The following is an 18,948-nucleotide window of genomic DNA, read 5'->3' as shown; positions in this document are numbered from 1 at the left end:
GAGGCATCATGACGCTTCCCGCATCCGCATTGCCTGTCGAGGCCCCGCCGGCCTTTCTCGGCGTCGCCCATTCCCTGACCGGGAAGCTGTGGCGCGACCGGCTGGATGCGCGCGGGGCGGCCCGGGCGCTGGCGATTACCCAGCGCTATCAATTACCGGAAATGCTGGCGCGCCTGCTTGCGGGGCGCGACGTCGACATCGACGCGGTCGAGGACTTCCTCGATCCGACCATCCGCAAGCTGATGCCTGATCCCTTTAGCGTGACGCAGATGGAGGCGGCCGCCAAACGCATCGCGGATGCGGCCGTGCGCGGCGAAAAGGTCGCGGTGTTCGGCGATTACGATGTCGATGGCGCGACGTCAGCCGCACTGCTCACCTGGCATTTGCGCCATTGCGGGCTCGATCCGTTGATCCACATTCCCGACCGGATTTTCGAGGGTTATGGACCCAACGTCGAAGCGGTGCGGATGCTGGCAGGGAAGGGGGCTACGCTGCTCGTGACCGTCGATTGCGGCACCACTAGCATCGAGCCGCTGGTTGAAGCGCGCAAGCTCGGCATGTCGGTCGTGGTGATCGATCATCACCAGTGCGGCGATGTATTGCCCGAAGTCGAAGCCCTGGTGAATCCGAACCGGCCCGATGATCTTTCAGGGCTTGGTCATCTCGCGGCCGTCGGGCTCGTTCTGGTGACGCTGGTCGCGGTCAACAGAGAATTGCGGTCGCGGGGATTCTGGACGGCGGAGATGCCGGAGCCGGATTTGCTCGGCATGCTGCACCACGTGGCGCTCGGCACCGTCGCCGACGTTGCGCCGCTGATCGGGCTCAATCGGGCCTTCGTCGCCAAAGGCTTGGTTGCGATGCGCCGCCGCGACCATGTCGGCCACACCGCGCTGATGGATGTGGCGCGGCTGAATGGGCCGCCGGAAGCCTGGCATCTCGGCTTCATGCTGGGGCCGCGCATCAATGCGGGCGGCCGGATCGGGCGCGCCGATCTCGGCGTACGGCTATTGCTGGAAGGCGACATTTCGGAAGCAGCAAAGATTGCGGCCGAACTCGACCGGCTGAACATCGAACGGCGGGTGATCGAACAGGCGGCCGAAGCGCAGGCCGAAGCCGAGGCGCTGGCCTCGCTTGGGCTGGAAGACAAGGGTTCGGTGATCGTCACGGCCTCGGAGGGGTGGCATCCCGGCATTGTGGGTCTTGTCGCCTCGCGGCTGAAGGACAAGTTCTCGCGTCCGACCTTTGCCATTGCGCTCGAACCCGGCGGCATCGGCACCGGCTCGGGCCGCTCGATCGGCGGCGTCGATCTCGGCAAGGCGGTGCGGCAGGCGGTCCATGATGGTCTCCTGATGAAGGGCGGCGGCCACGCCATGGCCGCGGGCGTGACCTTGCGCAAGGAACGACTCGCTGAGTTCCGGGCTTATATGGAGGATGCGCTCGCCGCCGATGTGGCGCAGTCGCGTCACGTCAACGAGATCTTCGTCGACGGCGCGGTCAGCGCGCGCGGCGTGACCACGGAATTGGCTGCCACGCTGAACCGCGCCGGTCCTTTCGGCAGCGGCAATCCCGAACCGGTGCTGGCGCTGCCCTCGCATCAACTGGTGTATGCCGATGAGGTCGGCCAGGCGCATTTGCGCGTGCGCTTCAAGTCGGGCGACGGGTCGATCGTCAACGGCATCGCGTTTCGCTCGATCGGCCAGAAACTGGGGAACGCGCTGACCGCCCATCGCGGCCAGGTCCTGCATGTGGCGGGGTCGCTCGCGGTCGATCGCTGGCAGGGCACCGAGCGCGTGCAACTGCGTGTGATCGATGTCGCCGTGCCTGATCAAGGGCCGGCGGTGATCCGGTAGCTAGCTGCCCTGTCGCAACCGCGCCAGCACTTTCAGGCCGCCATAGCCGTCGGCCGGCTCAAGCCCCATCTTGGCCTGATAATCCCGGACGGCCTGCATCGTGTCATTGCCGACGCGGCCGTCGGTGCCGCCGGTGTCAAAACCAGCTCTCGTCAGGCGAACCTGCATCTCCTTGACCTCGGCCAGCGTCAGCGCGCGCTCGGAGCCGGGGAACGGCTGGATAAAGGGCGGGCCGCCGAGGATGCGGTCGCCGAGATGGCAGATCGCAAGCGCGTAGTTCATCGCGGGATTATAGCTTCGCACCGAATAGAAATTCGGTCCCAAGAGAAAACTCGGACCTTCCGGTACCGGCGTCCAAAGTTGCGCGGAGGCGTTCGGCTGTGGGAACGGGGCGCCATCGGCGCGCGCGACGCCCGCGCTAGCCCATGCCGCATAGCTGCGATTGCCGCGCGATGAGGCGCCGTTGGTGCGCACTTCATAACCCCAATGTTCGCCGCGGTGATATTTGCCTCTGGTGACGAGATAGCGGGCGGTGGAACCCAGCGCATCGTCCGGCCTGCCGAAGGGCGAGACCCGGCCGTCCTGATCGTAGTCGATGCCGACGTTAAGCCAGACCTCGGGCATCCATTGGGTGTGTCCCATCGCGCCGGCCCACGACCCCCGCATTTCCTCAGGCGTGCTCCAGCCGCGATCGACGATGCGCAACGCGTTGACCAGTTCGGATTCCCAATAGGCGCGGCGGCGCGGCTCGTTCCAGGCGAGCGCCGCCAACGCGGGAAATACCGGCCGCATATGGTTCTGTTGCACCTGCGGATCGCCATAGGCGGATTCGACGCCCCACAGCGCCAGCAGCGTGCCGCGCTCGACGCCATAGTCCCGCTCGATCCGCGCGAACAGCGCCTCGTTCTTCCGCAGCGCCTCGCGGCCGTTGACGATGCGCCAGTCCGAGACCCGGCGATTGATGTATTGCCAAAGCTCTTCGTTGAATTCCGGCTGGTTCCCGAGTTCCCGGAAGACGGACATGTCCGGCTCGATGCGGCCCATCACCCGCGCCCAGGTCGCTTCCGAAACGCCTTTCGCCAGCGCATGGGCACGAAATCGCTCGCGCCATTGGTCGAAGCCGAGCGGGGTGGCGGCGAAGGCGGCGAGGGGATTGGCGAACACGGCGCTCGCGGCGACGCCCAAGCCGAGCAGCGCGCGGCGGGTGGGCCATTCTCGGGAATCAGCCTGTGCCATCCCAGCCAGTCTAGCCGTGCTGAGCATGAACCGGCAGAGCCAAGTCAGTGGGAGCTTCGGTCCCCCTCGTGCAGATCTGACGCAATTCTGGACAACCAGCGCCGGATCGTGACCTCCGCCTTGGCATTTAATCCCGTCACCAGGCGCCGTTCCACGATGGTGACGCGGCGGCGGCACTGCTCGAGCAGGCTCACACCGCGGCGCGTCAGCGTCCACTGCAATACCCGGCCGTGCACCGGGTGCGGCGTCTTTTGGATCGCGCCGTCGCGTTCGAGGTTGCCGATGATGACGCCGACGGTTTGCGGGGTCAGCAGCGCCACGCGGGCGACGTCGGCGCCGGAAAGGCCAGGATAGGCGTTCAGCATGGTGAGGACGGCAAATTGCGGTTGAGTGACTCCGAGATCGGCGAGTGCGCGCTCCAGCGTCAGCCGCGTCGCGGCCTGTGCCTGCCGCAGTAGATAGGCGATGTGGCCGTCCTCGCCGCGCTTGCCGGAACCGGGAGCTGGAGGCCGGACTCCGTGCAGGGCCGGAACCTCGGCGGAGGGTTTTTCGCGCCGCCGGGATTTTCGCCGTCCTTCTTGTTTTTCCGGTGATCCCGGCTTCGTGCGACTTGCGGTCTTGCGTATCATATCAGTACTCTTATAGTTAATAAGGACACTGATAACATGGGAGATCAGGAATGTCACATGCCCGCAAGGAATACAGCGACTTTCAGGCGCTGGCGCCGGACGCTTATGAGGGCGTTATCGCGCTCGGCGGTTTTGCCGCCAGGTCCGGCATCGAGAAGCCGCTGCTCGAACTGATCAAGCTGCGGGCCTCGCAGATCAACGGCTGCGCCTTTTGCGTGCAGTATCATATCCTGCAGGCGGAGCGGCTTGGCGTCCCCGTCGACAAGCTCAATCTTGTCGTGGTGTGGCGTGAGGTGCCGCAGTTTTCCCCCCGCGAACGTGCGGCGCTGGCCTGGACCGAGGCGCTGACGCTAGTGACGGCTGGCGTCAGCGACGAAGTCTATGATCAGGCGCGCGCGGAATTTTCCGACAAGGAATTGACTTATCTGACCTCGGCCATTGCCTCGATCAATGTCTGGAACAGGTTCGGCGTTGCCTATCGCTGGAGCCCGGCAGCCCGGCAGGGACAGGTCAGCGCGAAAGCATCATGAGCCAATCAATCAACAATAAATGGGAGGGAATGATCATGACATCGATAGCGACGATACCACCCTTGTCGATGCGGCCCCGTCGGCGACCGGTTTTGCTCGCGGTGATGGCCGGCCTTGCCTGCGCGTGGGCCGCTGGAAAAGCCGTGCCGCTGACAATGGACAAGATATCCGGCGTTTTGGCGCCGCTCTGCATCAATAGCGCGGCTGCAGCGAGTTCACCGCTCGACAAGGTCGAGGTGATCGGCTCTTACGCTTTACCGAACGTGGCCGGCGAGCGGGTCACGATCGTACGGGTGTTCTATGGTCCCGGAGGTTTTAGTCGCGCGCATCGCCATGCGGGCTCGGTCACTGCCTACATCACTAAAGGCGAGATCCGTTCCCAGCTTGGGGGCAGTCCGGTCGAAACATTTAGCGTCGGTCAATCGTTTTTCGAGCCGCCGGGCTCGACGCATCTGGTTTCGGCCAATGCGAGCAATACCGAGCCGGCGGAACTGATTGCCGTGTTCGTGGCGGATGAAGGCGCTCAACTCACGACCATGCTGGAATAACGCCACCAGGCGGGCGGCGTTACTCTCGGCCTTCTTCCACGTCCCGGCGGCTCATGTCTTCAGGCAGGGCGTGGGCCACGTCGGCGGCAGCCACACTGTGCGGCCCGACTTCGCGCCCGCGTCCATGGATCAGACGCTCATAGGCGGAGACGAGCGTGACATAGGGATTGATCCACAACCATCCGTCGCGCGTGAACACCTGAATGTCGAAGTGCAGGTGACGCGTGGTGCCATTGGGGCGGTCGAGATAATTGGAAACAACGCCGATTTTTTCACCCTCCTCGACACGGCGGCCGTTCAGGACGCCATCGGCGTCCATCGCCGACGGGTCCATGTGCATGTAGCGGAAGCGTATGTGTTCGTTGCGCGTATTGACCTGAAGCGTGGCCGCTTGCTGCTTCGGCTCGCGGATCAGGACGGCCTCGCGGACCGCAACCACTGCTCTTTGTTTGGGGTCGCAATGCTCCGGTCCGTCGTCATGCGGAGGACAGGGAGCGGGCCGCGTGTCCTGACCCTGGTGGCCGAATCCACTCGCGCATTGGCCGACCCCGAAACTGCGCGCTTCACAGAAATTGTCCTGCCAGGGATAGCTGGTCGGACCAACCGCAAGTTCGTCAAACTTGTCGCTCTTGCGTGGGTGGAAGGATTGCGAATGGGCGAAAGCTGGCGCCTTCTCCAACGGAAAGCGAATCTGCGAGTAGGCGGTATAGTCGACGCGGCCGTTCAGCTTGCGCGATGCGCTATGGGCCACGATGTCTCCGGGCGGCCGGTAGGTGAAATCCGAGGACATCGTGAAGGGACGTTCGACGCTTTCGGGAGTGAGATCCATCCGCGGACCCGAGGGCAGGCCACCCACGACGTGCAGCGCCTTCAAGAATCGCTCGGCGACCGGATAGGCCTCGCGACAGGCTAGACGCTTCGCCTTTGCCACGCTGTCGAGGCACTGGATCGAAACTACGTAGGGAACGCCGAAGCGCGTGAAGGCATAGCGCACATAACCTTCCCGGATGAACCGGCGCAGGTCGGGATATTGCGCGGCCAGCGATTTGACCGGTTCGCCCTTGCCGCCGAGGGGATCGTTGAGATCGTAGGTTAGGAGCGAGCCCGTGATCTGGACTTCCACCGGCTTGGCAAAGATGCGTCGCGGCATGTCGCCGGCTGCACCGGGCTCGAGCGAAAATACCGCGTCGTAGCCGGCCGGACCTGCGTCGAACACGTCCGCGGGACGAAAATCGGCCTGAGAGCGCGAAAGCGAAAGACTTTCGGACGTGGCCGCCCACCGTGCCTCGAGATAGGCCGCCGTGTCGATGGGCAGCAGGACGGGAATCGTGCTGCGGCCGATCCCGGTGAAAATCTGGGACATCGTCGCGTTGAGCTGCACGAAAGCCGGAAGCGATCGTGGGTCGGAGGCAGCCAGTCGATATCGGCGGGCGAACGTAAACGCCGGGACGACCGCGGGCTGGGTTCCGATCTCGCCGCGAAGCTGCTCAAGCGCCGCGCGCCAATCCACGCGCACGACGGAAATGGCCGGGCTTCTGAATTCGTCCGCGGCCACCGCGTTCGCGCCGGCAACGAACAAAAAGAAGAAGGCTAGCTGTAGACGAGCAGTGAACGTGCGGGCCCCCGATTCCACTGTGACGCCCCCCGGCGTATACCCCGTACTCTAATCTTAATACTCTAATTTTAATCCTTGGCGCGTTCGACGTAAGAGCCGTCTTCAGTCATCACCACAATCCTTGTGCCGGCGGCGACGTGCGGCGGCACGGCGGTGCGGACGCCATTGGACAGGACGGCGGGTTTGTAAGAGGACGACGCCGTTTGTCCTTTGGTGACCGGTTCGGTTTCTACGACTTCCAGCGTCGCGCGCTGCGGCAATTGGATCGCGACCGGGTTACCGTCGTGAAGCGACAGTTTCACGGTCATGTTCTCTTGCAAATAAGGTGCCGAGGATCCGACGATCTCCTTGGAAACCTGGACCTGATCGTAATTCTCGGTGTTCATGAAGTGGAAGCCGTCACCATCCTCATAGAGATAATTGAAATTGGTGTCCTCGACCGTCGCTTTTTCCACCTGGTCGGTGGTCTTGTAGCGCTCCGAAATCTTCACCCCGTCGCCGATACGGCGCATTTCGATCTGGCTGACCGGGGTTCCCTTGCCGGGGTGGATGTTTTCGGCCGTAAGCACAACATAGAGCTTGCCGTCTTGCTCGATGATGTTGCCTTTGCGAATAGAGCTGGCGATGACTTTCAAAGCTGTTTTCCTGATATTCTGGCCCGGGATCGTGCCTGGCAGGGGTGTCCCTGGGAGCTGTCGGGGGCAGTTTCGGGCTGCAACATACTGATTTTGTGCTTCGAAGCTAGCGTTTTGCGGCCCGACAAGGCGATTGGCTGATGGTTGCGGATAAGAACAGGTCGCCGTGGTGGTCCGCGGCCCGGCACACCGATATCAAGCCGTTTTTGGCCGCGAGGAACGCTGTTGCCCGGGCCATCAGGGCCTGGTTCGATGAACAAGGCTTTACCGAAGTCGAAACGGCTGTTCTGCAGGTCTCGCCGGGCAACGAGACCCATTTACATGCCCCGCGCACAGAGATCATCGCCCCCGACGGCGACGGCGACGGCGACGGCGACGGCGCGACGCGGTATCTGCGGACCTCGCCAGAATTCGCCTGCAAGAAGTTATTGGCTGCCGGCGAGTCCAGGATATTCGAATTCGCCCGGGTATTCCGTGACCGCGAGCGTGGCCGGCTGCATTTGCCGGAATTCACCATGCTCGAATGGTACCGGGCGAACGCGGCCTACGATGCGGTCATGGCCGATACCGTCGTCCTGATCGCGCAGGCCGCGCAGGCAACAGGGATCGGGACATTTTCGTTTCGCGGGCGGACCGCCGATCCCTTCGCCGAGCCCGAACTGTTGACGGTAGCCCGGGCATTTGAGCGCTTCGCCGGGATAGACCTCCTGGCCACCGTTGAGGGGGCCGAAGGCGACCGGAGCAAGCTCGCGTCGGCCGCCGATGCCAAAGTCCGTATTACTACTGACGACACATGGTCCGATATTTTCAGTAAAATATTGGTGGAATACGTTGAACCAAATCTGGGGCAGGGACGCCTTACGTTACTCTATGAATACCCGCTGCCGGAGGCGGCGCTGGCGCGTGTGGCCTCATCTGACCCACGCGTCGCCGAGCGTTTCGAGGTCTATGCCTGCGGTGTGGAATTGGCGAATGGATTTGGTGAACTGACCGATGCAGCCGAGCAACGCCGTCGCTTTATGCTGGCGATGGACGAAAAACAGCGCCGATACGGTGAGCGCTATCCGCTGGATGAGGATTTCCTCGCCGCGGTGGCAAGCATGCCGGAGGCAAGCGGCGTTGCGCTTGGTTTTGACAGGCTGGTGATGTTGGCAAGCGGCGCAGCGTCGGTCGATCAGGTGGTTTGGACACCCCCAACTGGAGAAATATGAGCAGTATCGTTTTTAAACCCGTCAGCACTCTGCGTGAGCCTGCTGAACTCGCCGCCCGCGGTCTTGTCCCGGTTGCGGATATTCCCTCACTGGAAAAAGTCGCGGCGCGCTATGCGATCGCCGTGACGCCCGAGGTGGCGGCGTTGATCGATCCGGACGATCCGCTTGATCCGATCGCGCGGCAATATATCCCGAGTCCCGAGGAACTGGTGGCTCAACCCAACGAGAAGCCCGATCCGATCGGCGACGAGACGCATTCGCCGGTCTCCGGCATCGTGCATCGCTATCCGGACCGGGTCTTGTTCAAACTCGTGCATGTCTGCGCGGTGTATTGCCGGTTTTGTTTTCGCCGCGAGATGGTCGGGCCGGGCAAAGGGACTACGCTTTCGGAAGGGGCTTACAACAACGCGCTGGCCTATATCCGCGCCCACTCCGAAATTTGGGAAGTCATCCTGACCGGCGGCGATCCGCTGATGTTGTCGCCGCGGCGCCTGTCCGAGGTGATGGCGGACCTTGCGCGGATCGATCATGTCAAAGTCATCCGCATTCACAGCCGGGTCCCGGTCGCCGAGCCCCAGCGCATCAACGACAAGATGGTTGCAGCCTTGAGGGTCAAGGGCGCCACGACCTGGGTGGCGGTTCACGCCAATCACATCCGGGAACTCACGCCGAACGCGCGCGCGGCCTGCGCCGCCATGATCGATGCCGGCATTCCGATGGTCAGCCAGTCGGTGCTGCTGCGGGGGGTCAATGACGATCCTGAGAGCCTGGAAGCGCTGATGCGCGGCTTCGTCGAGTGCCGGATAAAGCCCTATTATCTGCATCACGGCGATCTCGCACCGGGGACTTCGCATCTGCGAACGACGCTGGCGCACGGCCAGGAGATCATGCGGGCGCTGCGTGGCCGGGTATCCGGGCTATGTCAGCCGGAATTCGTGGTCGATATCCCCGGCGGTCACGGCAAGGCCCCCGCCGGCCCGAACTATCTTTCCGCCGAAAAATCTTTCTCCGCAGATCGTGAACAGTCCGCAGAAACCCGCTATCGTATCGTGGATTATTGCGGTGACGTTCATCTCTATCCGCCGGGTTCGTAACCGTTTTCCGCGGAACCCGGGTTTCGAGGCTGTAACGTCGAACATGGAAAAAGCAGATGCGAAAACTGTTGGTGACGGCCACATTTCTGATGTTGACGGTCGGTTCGGCGGCGGTCGCGCAAAACAAACGGGATGAACCTTTGCCCGCACCTGTCGGTCACCGCCAGCCGCGGGCCGACCAAGTGCCGCAGGGCAAGGATAATTCCCCCGCTGCGGAAGCCGAGAGAAAACAGGACGCAGAGCTCGACCGCAAGATCAAGAGTATTTGCCGCGGCTGCTAGTGGCCCTTTAATTCTAACATTCGCAAAAGTGCCCGCTGAGACGGACTGCGAATGTTCGCGATCAGGCGTTGCGTGCGGCGAGCGCTACGCCGATCAAGGTCGCGCCGCCAAATAACAGGTTGATGCCGACCAAGAGGCCGATCGCCCACAGGGCCGACCCCGGCAATCCCGTGATGATGATGGCTGCAATCAACAGATCCATCAGACCGGCGATCAGCATCCATGACCACCGGCCCGACAGTTCGCGCCGGTGCTCCAGCGCATACATGATGGTGGCGACGCCCTCGGCGAGGAAATAAGCACCGACGACGATGGTCAGCGTCAGCGTGCCCTGCGCCGGCTGAGCCAAAAGGACAATCCCTGCAAGGACCGCAAGCGCGGCCGAAATCAGCGACCACCAAAAGCCGGGCATTTCACGCGCCCAGAAGGTCAGCGCCAGGCCTGCGATGCCGCTGATCAGGAACAGCCACCCCAATAGGATGGTCACGGCGAGACTGGCGGCCGGTGGCACGACGATGGCGGCCAATCCAAAGATGACCAAGAGAATCCCTTCAATCAGGAAGGCCTTCCAATGCGCGCGAACGGCATCGTGCATTTTCGTCGGCAACTCGGCATTTTCGTTGGTCATCGAAATCTCCCGTACCGGTTAGGCCATGCAGCGTTCAGTCAGAATGGCGCGCTTCTGTGACGGCGCGAATATAGCGTGTCCCAGCCTTTTAAGCTCAACCTTTTAGCGTCAGCCTTTTAACTTCAGCCCTGGCCGGGCAGGGACGACAGGTTTGATGCCTGGGCGCGGATGCGCTCGCGACCCAGAAAATAGACCGCGGTCGTGACCACCAGCAGCGCGAAGCCGATGAGAATGGAAAGAAGGCCGATCGGAACGAGAACGAGTGTCACGTTGCGATCCGGATTTTGCAGCCAGTGATGGATCGAGGACAGAACGAAAACGAGGCCGGCGAAACCTGCGCCGCCGCCGACCACCAGCAATGCCCACATTCGCCGAAGCTGACTGAGCCGCTCGCGTGCGAGTTCGGTTCGCGGCGCGTGGTGACGACCGACCCGTCGCACCAGTCGGGTGGCAAACGCGATGGAGGAGAAACCGATCAGAATGCTGGCTGCGCCCAGGATGAGGCGGGTGTTGTTGTCGATCTGCGGATTTTTCTGCAACGTCAGCAGGGGAAAGTCGAACGCGGCATGCAACCCGACCGGGCCCGCCAGCACCAGGAGGCGGCTCGTGAAACGGGCCCAGTCGCGGTTGTGGCGGTGGGCGCCGAGCGCCGTACCGGATCGTGCGATCGCCAGATACGCGCCGGCGATGATTCCGAGCGCACCGTGGAACGGGACGGTTAGAATGCTGCGCAGCGCGGCCAGCGACTGCCACATGTCGGCGTGCTGAACCAGGTAGGCGAGGTTTTCGTAAGCCGCGAAGCCGAGACCGGCGGCAGCGCCATAGACCACCGTGTCCATGGGATCGGTGAACGGCCTTCGCCATACCGATACCAGTGCAATGACCAGGATCTTGACGCTTTCCTCCGGCAGCGCGACGCCGAACAGCGAGTGCAGTGCTTGCGCTACCCATGGATTTTCAGGAGCGGATAGCAGCGACATGAAGGGGGTGCGTAGCAGCCCAAGCAAGGAAATGCTGGCCGCGCCGAGGAAAAACGCGGTCCACACCTTGGCCGGCGGTCCCGGCCGTTCATCGGCGGCGACCACGAGCCACAGGATGAGCAGTGCCGGTGCAACGGCCGCCGTTCCGATGACTGTCGGGAGGGATTCGAGGAGAAGCATCGACCTATGCCTGCTCCAACAATCGCTTGCCGCCAAAGTTGACAGCTTTCGGCTTGTTAAAGGTCGTTGTCAGAATCAAAGGCGCACCAGCAGGTTCAAGTTTCCAGTTGACGTCCAATCGGGAGCCGTTCGGTCCTCCGACACAAAATGGAAATATGCCATTTTTCGGCATTCTCTATGGCAAACTACGCGCGTTTCGCCGCAAGCGTTTCGTAGGCCCCAACCCTGATATTGCTTTTACGGTCGGCCGTTCAATCGCTCGCTTGCCAGGCGGGAAGGCCGGCGGTGCGCCGGGTAAGCAATTGGATAGCCAAATCAAAGAGTTCGCCAATTGCCGGGCATGCGCTATCGCCGGGGCCTTTGCCCCGACTGCATGGCAACCGCAGAGCGAACAACTGTCGCCTCATGGTAGGCTTAACGCCAATAATAGAGGGAGCGCGCCGGTGGCTTTATTCCGCGGGGCAGAAACGCATTCAAGGTCGGTCCTCAAGGCTATCAGTTGGCGAACCCTTGGAACCCTCGACACTTTTGCCATCAGTTGGTTTTTTACCGGAAGGGTCGAGATTGCTGGTTCGATCGCCGGCATGGAGATCATTACGAAGATCGCATGGTATTATCTTCACGAGCGGGTTTGGGCGGCCATTCCCTGGGGGCGCCGCAGACTGGATTGATCTGGAGGCAAATTAAGACCAAGAAACATGAAAGAAGACGGTCCCGTTGATGAAAGACCCCAACACTCAAAAACTTGAGCCCGAAAACCTTGAGGCTGAAAAACTCAAGCCGGCACAGTCCAAGCCGCAAAACCGTGAACCGCGGGAAAACAACACGCCGGCGATGGCAGGGCTTGGGATTGCGGTCGTGCTGCTGGTGGTTGGACTGTGGCTGGCGCACGAACTGAGAGCGGCCAGCAAGATGCAGGATTGCGTGTTGTCGGGACGCACCAACTGCAACGTCATTCAGCCTTAGCGACTAGCTCTCGCAAGGCCCGAAACAAACGCCGCCATGTAAAAAGAGCGGAAGCATCACAACACCAGAGAGGGACGTTTCCTTAAGGAGTTCCAAAATGAGTTTTGAATTTGTGGACGTCAAGCACGCCGGCCACATCACGATCGTGACGCTCAACCGTCCGGCCGTGATGAACGCCTTGCATAAGCCCGCTCATTTTGAGCTGCACGAGGTATTCAACGCTTTTGCCGCCGATCCCAATCAGTGGGTGGCGATCGTCACCGGTGCAGGAGACAGGGCGTTCTGCGCAGGCAATGACCTGAAATGGCAGGCTGCGGGCGGCGATCGCGGCTGGAATTCCAGCGGCTTCGGTGGACTAACGCTGCGCTTCCATTGCGACAAGCCGATCATCGCAGCCGTCAATGGTGTGGCGATGGGCGGTGGCTTCGAGGTCGCGCTGGCGTGCGACCTCATCATTGCATCGGAGAATGCAACATTCGCGCTGCCCGAACCGCGCGTTGGCCTGGCGGCATTGGCCGGAGGCCTGCAACGGCTGCCGCGTCAGATCGGGTTGAAGCGGGCGATGGGCATGATCCTGACCGGCCGGCACGTTTCGGCTCGGGAGGGTTTTGAACTCGGTTTTGTCAATGAGGTCGTGCCGACGGGCGAGGCGCTTGCCGGGGCGGAGCGCTGGGCAAACCAGATTTGCCAGAACAGCCCGATGTCGATCCGCGCGTCAAAACAGGCAGTGCTGGAAGGGCTGAATGTGCCATTGCCGGCCGCGATGGTCGCACAGCGCGAATATCCCGCGGTGCGCGAAATGATCATATCGGCCGACTATGTCGAGGGTCCGAAGGCTTTCGCGGAGAAGCGTCCGCCGCGCTGGCAGGGAAACTAGCTTTCTTGGTGGGCCGGCTGGCGCGAAGCTCTCGACACGTTCAGCTCGAGAGCAAGCGGCGGCAGGTCTCGACAAATACCTCTGCGCCGGCGACGATATCAGCATCGTCGGTGTTCTCGTTCCAGTGATGGCTGATGCCGTCGATCGACGGCACGAATAACATGCCCGCCGGCATGATCGCGGCGAGAACTTGCGCGTCGTGACCGGCCCCGCTCGGCATGCGAACGGATTTGCCTCCTGCGACGTCGGATGTAGCCTCCTCGATCGCGCGCTGAAATTTCTCATCCATCATCGCGGGTCTGCCGGTACGGATACGATCGACTTCGACGCTGCACCCGCTCGCCGCGGCAATCTCAGTTGCGGTTTCGCGGAGCAGTGTTTCGAGACGTTCGACGATGGCGATGTCGTCATCGCGAACCTGGAACAGCATTTCGGCACGGCCGGGAATGATGCTGGGAGCGCCGGGATCAAGCGTGATGCGGCCGGTGGTCCAAACGGTTCGCGGACCGGCGGCCCTTGGAAAGCGATCGTCGATGGCGATGCACAACCTCGCAGCCGCGAGGCCGGCATCCCTGCGATCCCTCATCCGCGTCGTACCCGCGTGATTTTGCTCGCCCGTAAAGGTGATCTCATATTGCCAGATACCGATGATCGACGTGACGACCCCGATACCGAGGCGCGAGCCTTCCAGCGTCCGTCCCTGTTCGATATGGGCTTCAAGATATCCGATGTGACGGCCGCGCTCGACGATCTTGCGTGGGCGGCCCGCCAGACCGGCCGCTTGCAGGGCCTCACGCATCGCTCGGCCGTTGGTGCGGTCGCGCGCGGTGTCGATATCTTGCTCGGTGACGTCGCCGACATAGGAACGGCTGCCGAGGAAATGGCCGAAATGGCCTTCCTCGTCGCACCATGAGGCGACTTCCACCGCACCCTTGATGCCGGGATCCAGGTTGATGACGCGCGCTGCCTCGAGCGCGTAGATGACGCCGAGCGGCCCGTCGAGCCAGCCCGCGAAATTCTGGCTCTCCAGATGCGAGCCGGCCAGCAGCCTCAAGCCGGCTTTGGTGCTCATGCCCAGCACATTGCCGATGCCGTCGATCTCGCCCGCAAGACCGGCTTCAGGCAGTTTTCCCACCAGCCATTGCAGCGAATGTACGTGCGGTTCGGAAAAGGTCGGCCGATGAACCCCGGTCTTGTAGGCGCCGAGGGCACGCAGTGCATTGAGATCGGCAAGTACCCGCGCGCCGTCAGCCTTGGAACGTAGATCATTCATGGTACAAATCTTATTCGGCAGGGACTGGCTGGGCGGGAGCGAGATAGGGCGAACAGATCGCCGGGTCGCCCGACGTATCGTAGGATTCGACGACATCGCCGGCCATCACCACCTTGATCAGGCATTCCTGGATGACCGAGCCTCTTCGCCACGTATAGGTTTTCTGTCCGGCAACGGTTCGCTGAAAATCGGGGTTGCCGAGCACGGTTGTGACCGCGCTCAGCGGTTTGCCCTTGAAATCGTTCCTTGCCTTGACGTCTGGCAGAGACAGGCCCGACATGCCGCCGCAGCCGGCCAATGTCAGGGCCGCGAGAATCGCCAGGTATCTTTGAAAAACCATCGATGTCTGTCGCCCCTCGATTTTCGTGCCCGCTGCCATCCTCTAGAAAGGTGAGAGCACGCGAAGTCAATAGGTCTGCAACTCTTGGTGTCGCGAGGAACCATCGTGCGCTTAATCCGCGTGAGGTCTAACGCGGCGCCCGATATGGACTCTCCGATACAAATCGGCACGGGTCGGCGGCAAGCCGGAAGGGCCACGAACGCGGCGCGAGGCCAGTGTCTGGAAAATCCCGACGGTGCCTTGCATGAAGGCGATCGAGACCACCGCAAGATAGGCGATCCACAGCCTGGTTTTCTCGCGGCCGATTTCACGCTCGGCGGCTTCGCCGTTTGCCGTCAACCGGTCGTGCCAGAGCCGGGTGGTGTGCATATAGTGCTCGCGCCATGCTTCGACGTCGTGCACTTCAAAATTATACAGCTCGAGATTTCCGATCGACATGCCGAGATGATCGAGTTCTCCGCCGGGAAAGATGTAGCGGCCGACCGCGGTCGCCAAAGCGGCGTCACGCCGGCGCCCGCGACGAAAGCGCTCGAAACTCTTCGAGCGCAGCGCGATCGAGTGGTGGAGGTACAGGCCGCCAGGCTTCAGCAGGCGATTGATGGCTTGGAAATAGGTCGGATGGTTGGCGATGCCGACGTGCTCGAACATGCCGATCGAAGCAATCTTGTCAAAGCTGCCTTCGAGATGTGAATAGTCGCGCAGTTCAAGCGTCACCTTGCCACCGAGCCCCAGCCGGGCGACTTTTTCCTTGGCGTAAGCGAACTGCTCTTCGGCTAGCGTCACCCCATGGGCGCGTACCCCATAGTGTTGCGCCGCATGGCAGACCAGTGCCCCCCAGCCGCAGCCGATATCGAGCAGCGTTTCGCCCGGCTGGAGCCGTAACTTGCGGCAGATCATATCGAGCTTGTCAGCCTGCGCCGTCGCGAGATCGTTGTTCCAGTCTTTGAAATAGGCACAGGAGTAGACCATCTCCGGATCGAGAAAGAGTTCGTAAAACCGATTGGAGAGGTCGTAGTGATAATGGACGTTCTCCTTGTTGCTCGCCTCGGAGCCATCGATGCGCGTCTTTTCGCTGCGAACGCCTTCCAGCGGCCACGGGCCGCCGCGGGGCACGAACACAAACCTGGCGAGCGTTGTCAGCGCGAGAAGCTTGTCGAACGATTTCATCAGCGCCCGGGTGCGTATTTTCGGCCGGCGCGCGGCAAGATCGAAGAACGATCCGTTGCGCAGATCGAACCGCGACGTGACCCAGAGGTTGAGGAAGGTATCGATACTCGGCCGCCGGATCATGGCCGCCACGGCGCCCTCATCGGCGATCGCGAAGGCCAGCGCATCGGATCGTAGATCGGCAGGTATCGTCGAGCCGTCCCACAACACGAAGCCGAGATCAGGCAGGATCCGCTCGTTGATATGCGTGAGCAGGCGCCTGAAACTATCGAGACGGCGCGCCGCTTTTGAGGCCCCCGGCAAAATGACTTATCCCCGTTGCGAATTCTGACACTCCCTTCCTAAGGGAGCATCGCTTTTGAGGGAAATCAATAGTTTAGCCGAACGTTTAAACGGCCGCAGGAAGCTCGAGCTCTTTGACAGGAGCCGCTTTTGCCGCGGAATCGTCGGCAAAGTATTCCCAGGCCTTCTCATGGCCGTAATACACGAACGGCCCGAGCACGAAGCCGGTGGCCGACAGGATCATCGCCTCGGCCACGGTGCCGACAACCACGTAATTCGTGGTGAAGTCCACAATCGTTGCAATTGTTCGGTAGGTGATTGTCTTGGCCAGCGCCGGGCTGATCGTGAGCCCGGTTGTGTCGCTGCCGGGGTCGGATGTGCGCAAATGCAGCGTGACGCTGGTTTCAGAAGGACGCAGATAATTCAACGCGGCCTCGTGGGCGAAATAGAAGACGGGGCCAGCGAAGAGATTGAATGTCGACAGGCCGGCCGCGGTCGCTATCTCGCCGATCACAATATAGTTCGTGGTGAAATCAAGCGTCGTCACGACGAGGCGAAACGTAATCGTTTTGGCAATCGTCCGTCGAAGCGGCAATTTTGCCAGGTGCTGGGAAGGCCGTTTCACAACCACTTCACGCGAGGACGCGTCGATCAGCGGGGACTTGATGCCTCGTCGCGCCGCCGCGCCGCGTCGTCCGGTCAGATACTGGGGCACGAGGAAAGTAGCGCCGCCGAGAATGATGCCGGGAACCAGCGTGACCTCCAGCAGGGCGGCGCCCGCAACCACGGCCAGTCCAATCGTGATTTCGCGCTTCATGAGCACCCTGGAATGTTCTGGATGTAACGGGAAAACTTTCGCTGAAATATAAGACATAAATGCAACAGTCTCTCGTAGACGTCGCGCCTTCCGAGCGATGGACAAGATGTCACGGAACAGGACGCCGAGAGTTGCCGTTATCTTTGTGGGTTGCTGACGGCCGCCCGTCAGGGCCCGCACGGTCGGCTTCTGAACCTACCCCCAGACAGGTCGGCCGTGCTCGCGTTTCAGTGAAACACAGATAGGACTACGGATGCGGAAGGGGCGACTAGTTGCGTTGGCTGCTTCAGCGATGCTGTTATCCGTCATCTCGCTTTTGCCGCTCGCCTCGCAAGCCGAGGAAACAGCGCGTCCGAAAACGACCGGCTATCCGGCTGTAGGAGATGTGCCGCCAAGGCCCGACAAGCCTGCGATGACGGCCGACGAGCAGTCGAAGCTCAAGAAAGAACTATCGACCGCGCGCGACCGCCAAGAGGGCCGTCAAGAGACCAAGCAGACTTCCAAGAGCAAAACCAGCGCGGGCACGACGCCAGCAAAGCCCTGACGCCTTGTGCAGCTGCGGTTACGTATTTCCCCTGGACAGATGTGCGCTTACTCCGCTGGGCTGGGGTGCGGCCGCTCCTGATCTTTCCCATCTGATTGGCGTTGAGGCGCGGTAGCAACCGGTTGAGGAAATCTGGCGGCCCAGCGCTGTTCGCACTTTCTTTGAAGGTCCAGGGGGATGTTGACGCTCATGACTGACTCCCGTTTTTTCTTTCGCTGGCAACTTCGCGGAGCCGTGGGGATGCCAATAGGCGCAACTGTGTTCCGAATAAGAACCGAGCAGATTTTCATTGAGTGTTGAAATTTAATCACACCGGACTGCGAAATACGACGCGGCGGTCAACGGTCTATCTCGCTTCATGGCGCAGAGAGGCGTCGTCAGATCGGCGGACGAACCTCTTTGAAAAACTCCGTCGCTACCTAAAATTCGAGGAGTCGATCCAGCCCGGTATCTCGCGGAAGCAGAAGCCTTTCTCATTCATCTCATCGATCGTCCACTTACTCGGATGGCGCTCTCGTCCGATCAGCGTCCAATTGTCCGAAGCCGGCCTTTCGTCGGGCCAGGTTCGAAGCCAAACGGCCTTTGAGCCTTCCGGCAGCCTATCGGCTTTCATTTGATAGACATCATAGATTGGCGGGCGCATTCGTGGCTCCTGACGCTTGTCGAGAGCCTTGGTCTGAGTCGGGGCCAAAATGGGACCAGAGAGCGTCAGAAGTTGGTGCGATATCGAGCAAGCCGGCTGCGCGGCATGATGTCAGATGGAATCAGCGCCGGAATCTCCGCCATCGTCAGCTTTCGGGGCAACCGGCAGCGGTTGGCGGCACACGCCAGAAGGCTACGGCGCTGACATTTGAACCCGCCGCCGACCCGGTGGTTTTTTCTATCATCAGCATTAACTTGAAATTCATTGCGCTCGCCGGTGGCGTGCAACTATCGACCGTGGCTGCGGTTGCCCATCCAACCAAAGGAACAAAACAATGATGGAGAGCCGCAGGTTTTGGTCAACGCTGTCGGATTTTGAACGACGCGGCGCATGTCGTCCGTGAACGCGCAACCCAACACGGCGACGACTTTGAGGGATGGCGGCTATCACGCCTCATGCGTGAGGCTGAGACCGACGCGCAAGTCAATTTCGCCGAGCGAAAATACGCCGATTGGCAGCAAATCAACTAGGTCGTGCGCTCGCTCCGCTGCTGACGCTGGGCCACAACGGAGCCTCCTGTCGCACAGCATCTGGTGCTGCTCGCAGCACTAGATGCAACCTT

20 protein-coding genes are annotated in these 18,948 nt (G+C 61.5%); 10 read left to right on the top strand and 10 right to left on the bottom strand.

From position 1 onward, the window contains the following. Positions 1-8: 8 nt before the first annotated feature. Positions 9-1,850: a single-stranded-DNA-specific exonuclease RecJ gene (recJ, locus tag ABSE61_RS18430; protein WP_423872562.1), complete on the top strand. Its 1,842-nt coding sequence runs from the start codon at positions 9-11 to the stop codon at positions 1,848-1,850. Here recJ and ABSE61_RS18425 read toward each other — a convergent pair whose 3' ends face one another. After that, a complete protein-coding gene (locus tag ABSE61_RS18425; RefSeq protein ID WP_423872561.1) occupies positions 1,851-3,086 on the bottom strand; it encodes a lytic murein transglycosylase in 1,236 nt (411 codons plus the stop codon). 44 nt (positions 3,087-3,130) lie between these two features. After that, entirely contained in the window at positions 3,131-3,715 is a 585-nt protein-coding gene (locus ABSE61_RS18420) for a MarR family winged helix-turn-helix transcriptional regulator (RefSeq protein WP_423872560.1), read from the bottom strand. A 50-nt stretch (positions 3,716-3,765) separates the two neighbouring features. Between ABSE61_RS18420 and ABSE61_RS18415 the strand changes: the two genes are divergently transcribed. Beyond that, the gene (locus ABSE61_RS18415) at positions 3,766-4,245 is read left to right on the top strand and encodes a carboxymuconolactone decarboxylase family protein (protein WP_423872559.1); all 480 of its coding nucleotides are present in this window, start codon (positions 3,766-3,768) and stop codon (positions 4,243-4,245) included. 35 nt (positions 4,246-4,280) lie between these two features. After that, positions 4,281-4,793, top strand: a complete 513-nt coding sequence (locus tag ABSE61_RS18410) for a cupin domain-containing protein (protein ID WP_423872645.1) — start codon at positions 4,281-4,283, stop codon at positions 4,791-4,793. A 19-nt stretch (positions 4,794-4,812) separates the two neighbouring features. Here ABSE61_RS18410 and ABSE61_RS18405 read toward each other — a convergent pair whose 3' ends face one another. Together ABSE61_RS18405 and efp are read right to left on the bottom strand one after the other, a co-directional pair. Beyond that, positions 4,813-6,426, bottom strand: a complete 1,614-nt coding sequence (locus ABSE61_RS18405; protein WP_423872558.1) for a M23 family metallopeptidase — start codon at positions 6,424-6,426, stop codon at positions 4,813-4,815. A 50-nt stretch (positions 6,427-6,476) separates the two neighbouring features. Then, complete coding sequence (efp, locus tag ABSE61_RS18400) at positions 6,477-7,043, bottom strand: elongation factor P (RefSeq protein WP_423872557.1); 567 nt, start codon at positions 7,041-7,043, stop codon at positions 6,477-6,479. Between the two features lie 140 nt (positions 7,044-7,183). On the opposite strand from efp, the gene epmA reads away from it, so the two are divergent. The 3 genes from epmA to ABSE61_RS18385 are packed head-to-tail and all read left to right on the top strand — an operon-like array spanning position 7,184 to position 9,629. Next, a complete protein-coding gene (gene epmA, locus ABSE61_RS18395; protein WP_423872556.1) occupies positions 7,184-8,254 on the top strand; it encodes an EF-P lysine aminoacylase EpmA in 1,071 nt (356 codons plus the stop codon). Further along, the gene (locus ABSE61_RS18390; protein ID WP_423872555.1) at positions 8,251-9,348 is read left to right on the top strand and encodes a lysine-2,3-aminomutase-like protein; all 1,098 of its coding nucleotides are present in this window, start codon (positions 8,251-8,253) and stop codon (positions 9,346-9,348) included. The genes epmA and ABSE61_RS18390 overlap by 4 nt, the downstream gene beginning before the upstream one ends. Positions 9,349-9,404: 56 nt before the next feature. Further along, entirely contained in the window at positions 9,405-9,629 is a 225-nt protein-coding gene (locus ABSE61_RS18385) for a hypothetical protein (RefSeq protein WP_423872554.1), read from the top strand. A gap of 61 nt (positions 9,630-9,690) precedes the next feature. On the opposite strand, the gene ABSE61_RS18380 is transcribed toward ABSE61_RS18385, so the two are convergent. Further along, the gene (locus ABSE61_RS18380) at positions 9,691-10,257 is read right to left on the bottom strand and encodes an HdeD family acid-resistance protein (protein WP_423872553.1); all 567 of its coding nucleotides are present in this window, start codon (positions 10,255-10,257) and stop codon (positions 9,691-9,693) included. A gap of 122 nt (positions 10,258-10,379) precedes the next feature. Then, the gene (locus ABSE61_RS18375) at positions 10,380-11,417 is read right to left on the bottom strand and encodes a PrsW family glutamic-type intramembrane protease (RefSeq protein ID WP_423872552.1); all 1,038 of its coding nucleotides are present in this window, start codon (positions 11,415-11,417) and stop codon (positions 10,380-10,382) included. A 38-nt stretch (positions 11,418-11,455) separates the two neighbouring features. On the opposite strand from ABSE61_RS18375, the gene ABSE61_RS18370 reads away from it, so the two are divergent. The 3 genes from ABSE61_RS18370 to ABSE61_RS18360 all read left to right on the top strand — a co-directional run bounded on the left by ABSE61_RS18370 (position 11,456) and on the right by ABSE61_RS18360 (position 13,260). Then, positions 11,456-12,088: a DUF2061 domain-containing protein gene (locus tag ABSE61_RS18370; protein WP_423872551.1), complete on the top strand. Its 633-nt coding sequence runs from the start codon at positions 11,456-11,458 to the stop codon at positions 12,086-12,088. Between the two features lie 49 nt (positions 12,089-12,137). Further along, the gene (locus ABSE61_RS18365; RefSeq protein WP_423872550.1) at positions 12,138-12,383 is read left to right on the top strand and encodes a hypothetical protein; all 246 of its coding nucleotides are present in this window, start codon (positions 12,138-12,140) and stop codon (positions 12,381-12,383) included. 97 nt (positions 12,384-12,480) lie between these two features. Beyond that, positions 12,481-13,260: an enoyl-CoA hydratase-related protein gene (locus ABSE61_RS18360; protein WP_423872549.1), complete on the top strand. Its 780-nt coding sequence runs from the start codon at positions 12,481-12,483 to the stop codon at positions 13,258-13,260. A 40-nt stretch (positions 13,261-13,300) separates the two neighbouring features. On the opposite strand, the gene ABSE61_RS18355 is transcribed toward ABSE61_RS18360, so the two are convergent. From ABSE61_RS18355 to ABSE61_RS18340, 4 genes are all read right to left on the bottom strand, one after another. Next, complete coding sequence (locus ABSE61_RS18355; RefSeq protein ID WP_423872548.1) at positions 13,301-14,533, bottom strand: Zn-dependent hydrolase; 1,233 nt, start codon at positions 14,531-14,533, stop codon at positions 13,301-13,303. A 10-nt stretch (positions 14,534-14,543) separates the two neighbouring features. Then, complete coding sequence (locus tag ABSE61_RS18350) at positions 14,544-14,873, bottom strand: hypothetical protein (protein ID WP_423872547.1); 330 nt, start codon at positions 14,871-14,873, stop codon at positions 14,544-14,546. A 111-nt stretch (positions 14,874-14,984) separates the two neighbouring features. After that, entirely contained in the window at positions 14,985-16,343 is a 1,359-nt protein-coding gene (locus tag ABSE61_RS18345) for a class I SAM-dependent methyltransferase (RefSeq protein WP_423872546.1), read from the bottom strand. A gap of 85 nt (positions 16,344-16,428) precedes the next feature. Further along, positions 16,429-17,319 (bottom strand): DUF2061 domain-containing protein, encoded by an 891-nt coding sequence (locus ABSE61_RS18340; RefSeq protein WP_423872545.1) that lies wholly within the window; start codon positions 17,317-17,319, stop codon positions 16,429-16,431. A gap of 112 nt (positions 17,320-17,431) precedes the next feature. Between ABSE61_RS18340 and ABSE61_RS18335 the strand changes: the two genes are divergently transcribed. Beyond that, positions 17,432-17,683, top strand: a complete 252-nt coding sequence (locus tag ABSE61_RS18335) for a hypothetical protein (protein ID WP_423872544.1) — start codon at positions 17,432-17,434, stop codon at positions 17,681-17,683. Positions 17,684-18,948 lie beyond the last annotated feature (1,265 nt).

It is taken from the genome of Bradyrhizobium sp. (genome assembly GCF_049519115.1).
In the GTDB taxonomy this organism is placed as follows: Bacteria; Pseudomonadota; Alphaproteobacteria; order Rhizobiales; family Xanthobacteraceae; genus Bradyrhizobium.
The sequence above is the reverse complement of the archived record's forward strand: the minus strand, read 5'-3'. Positions and strand labels throughout refer to the sequence as shown.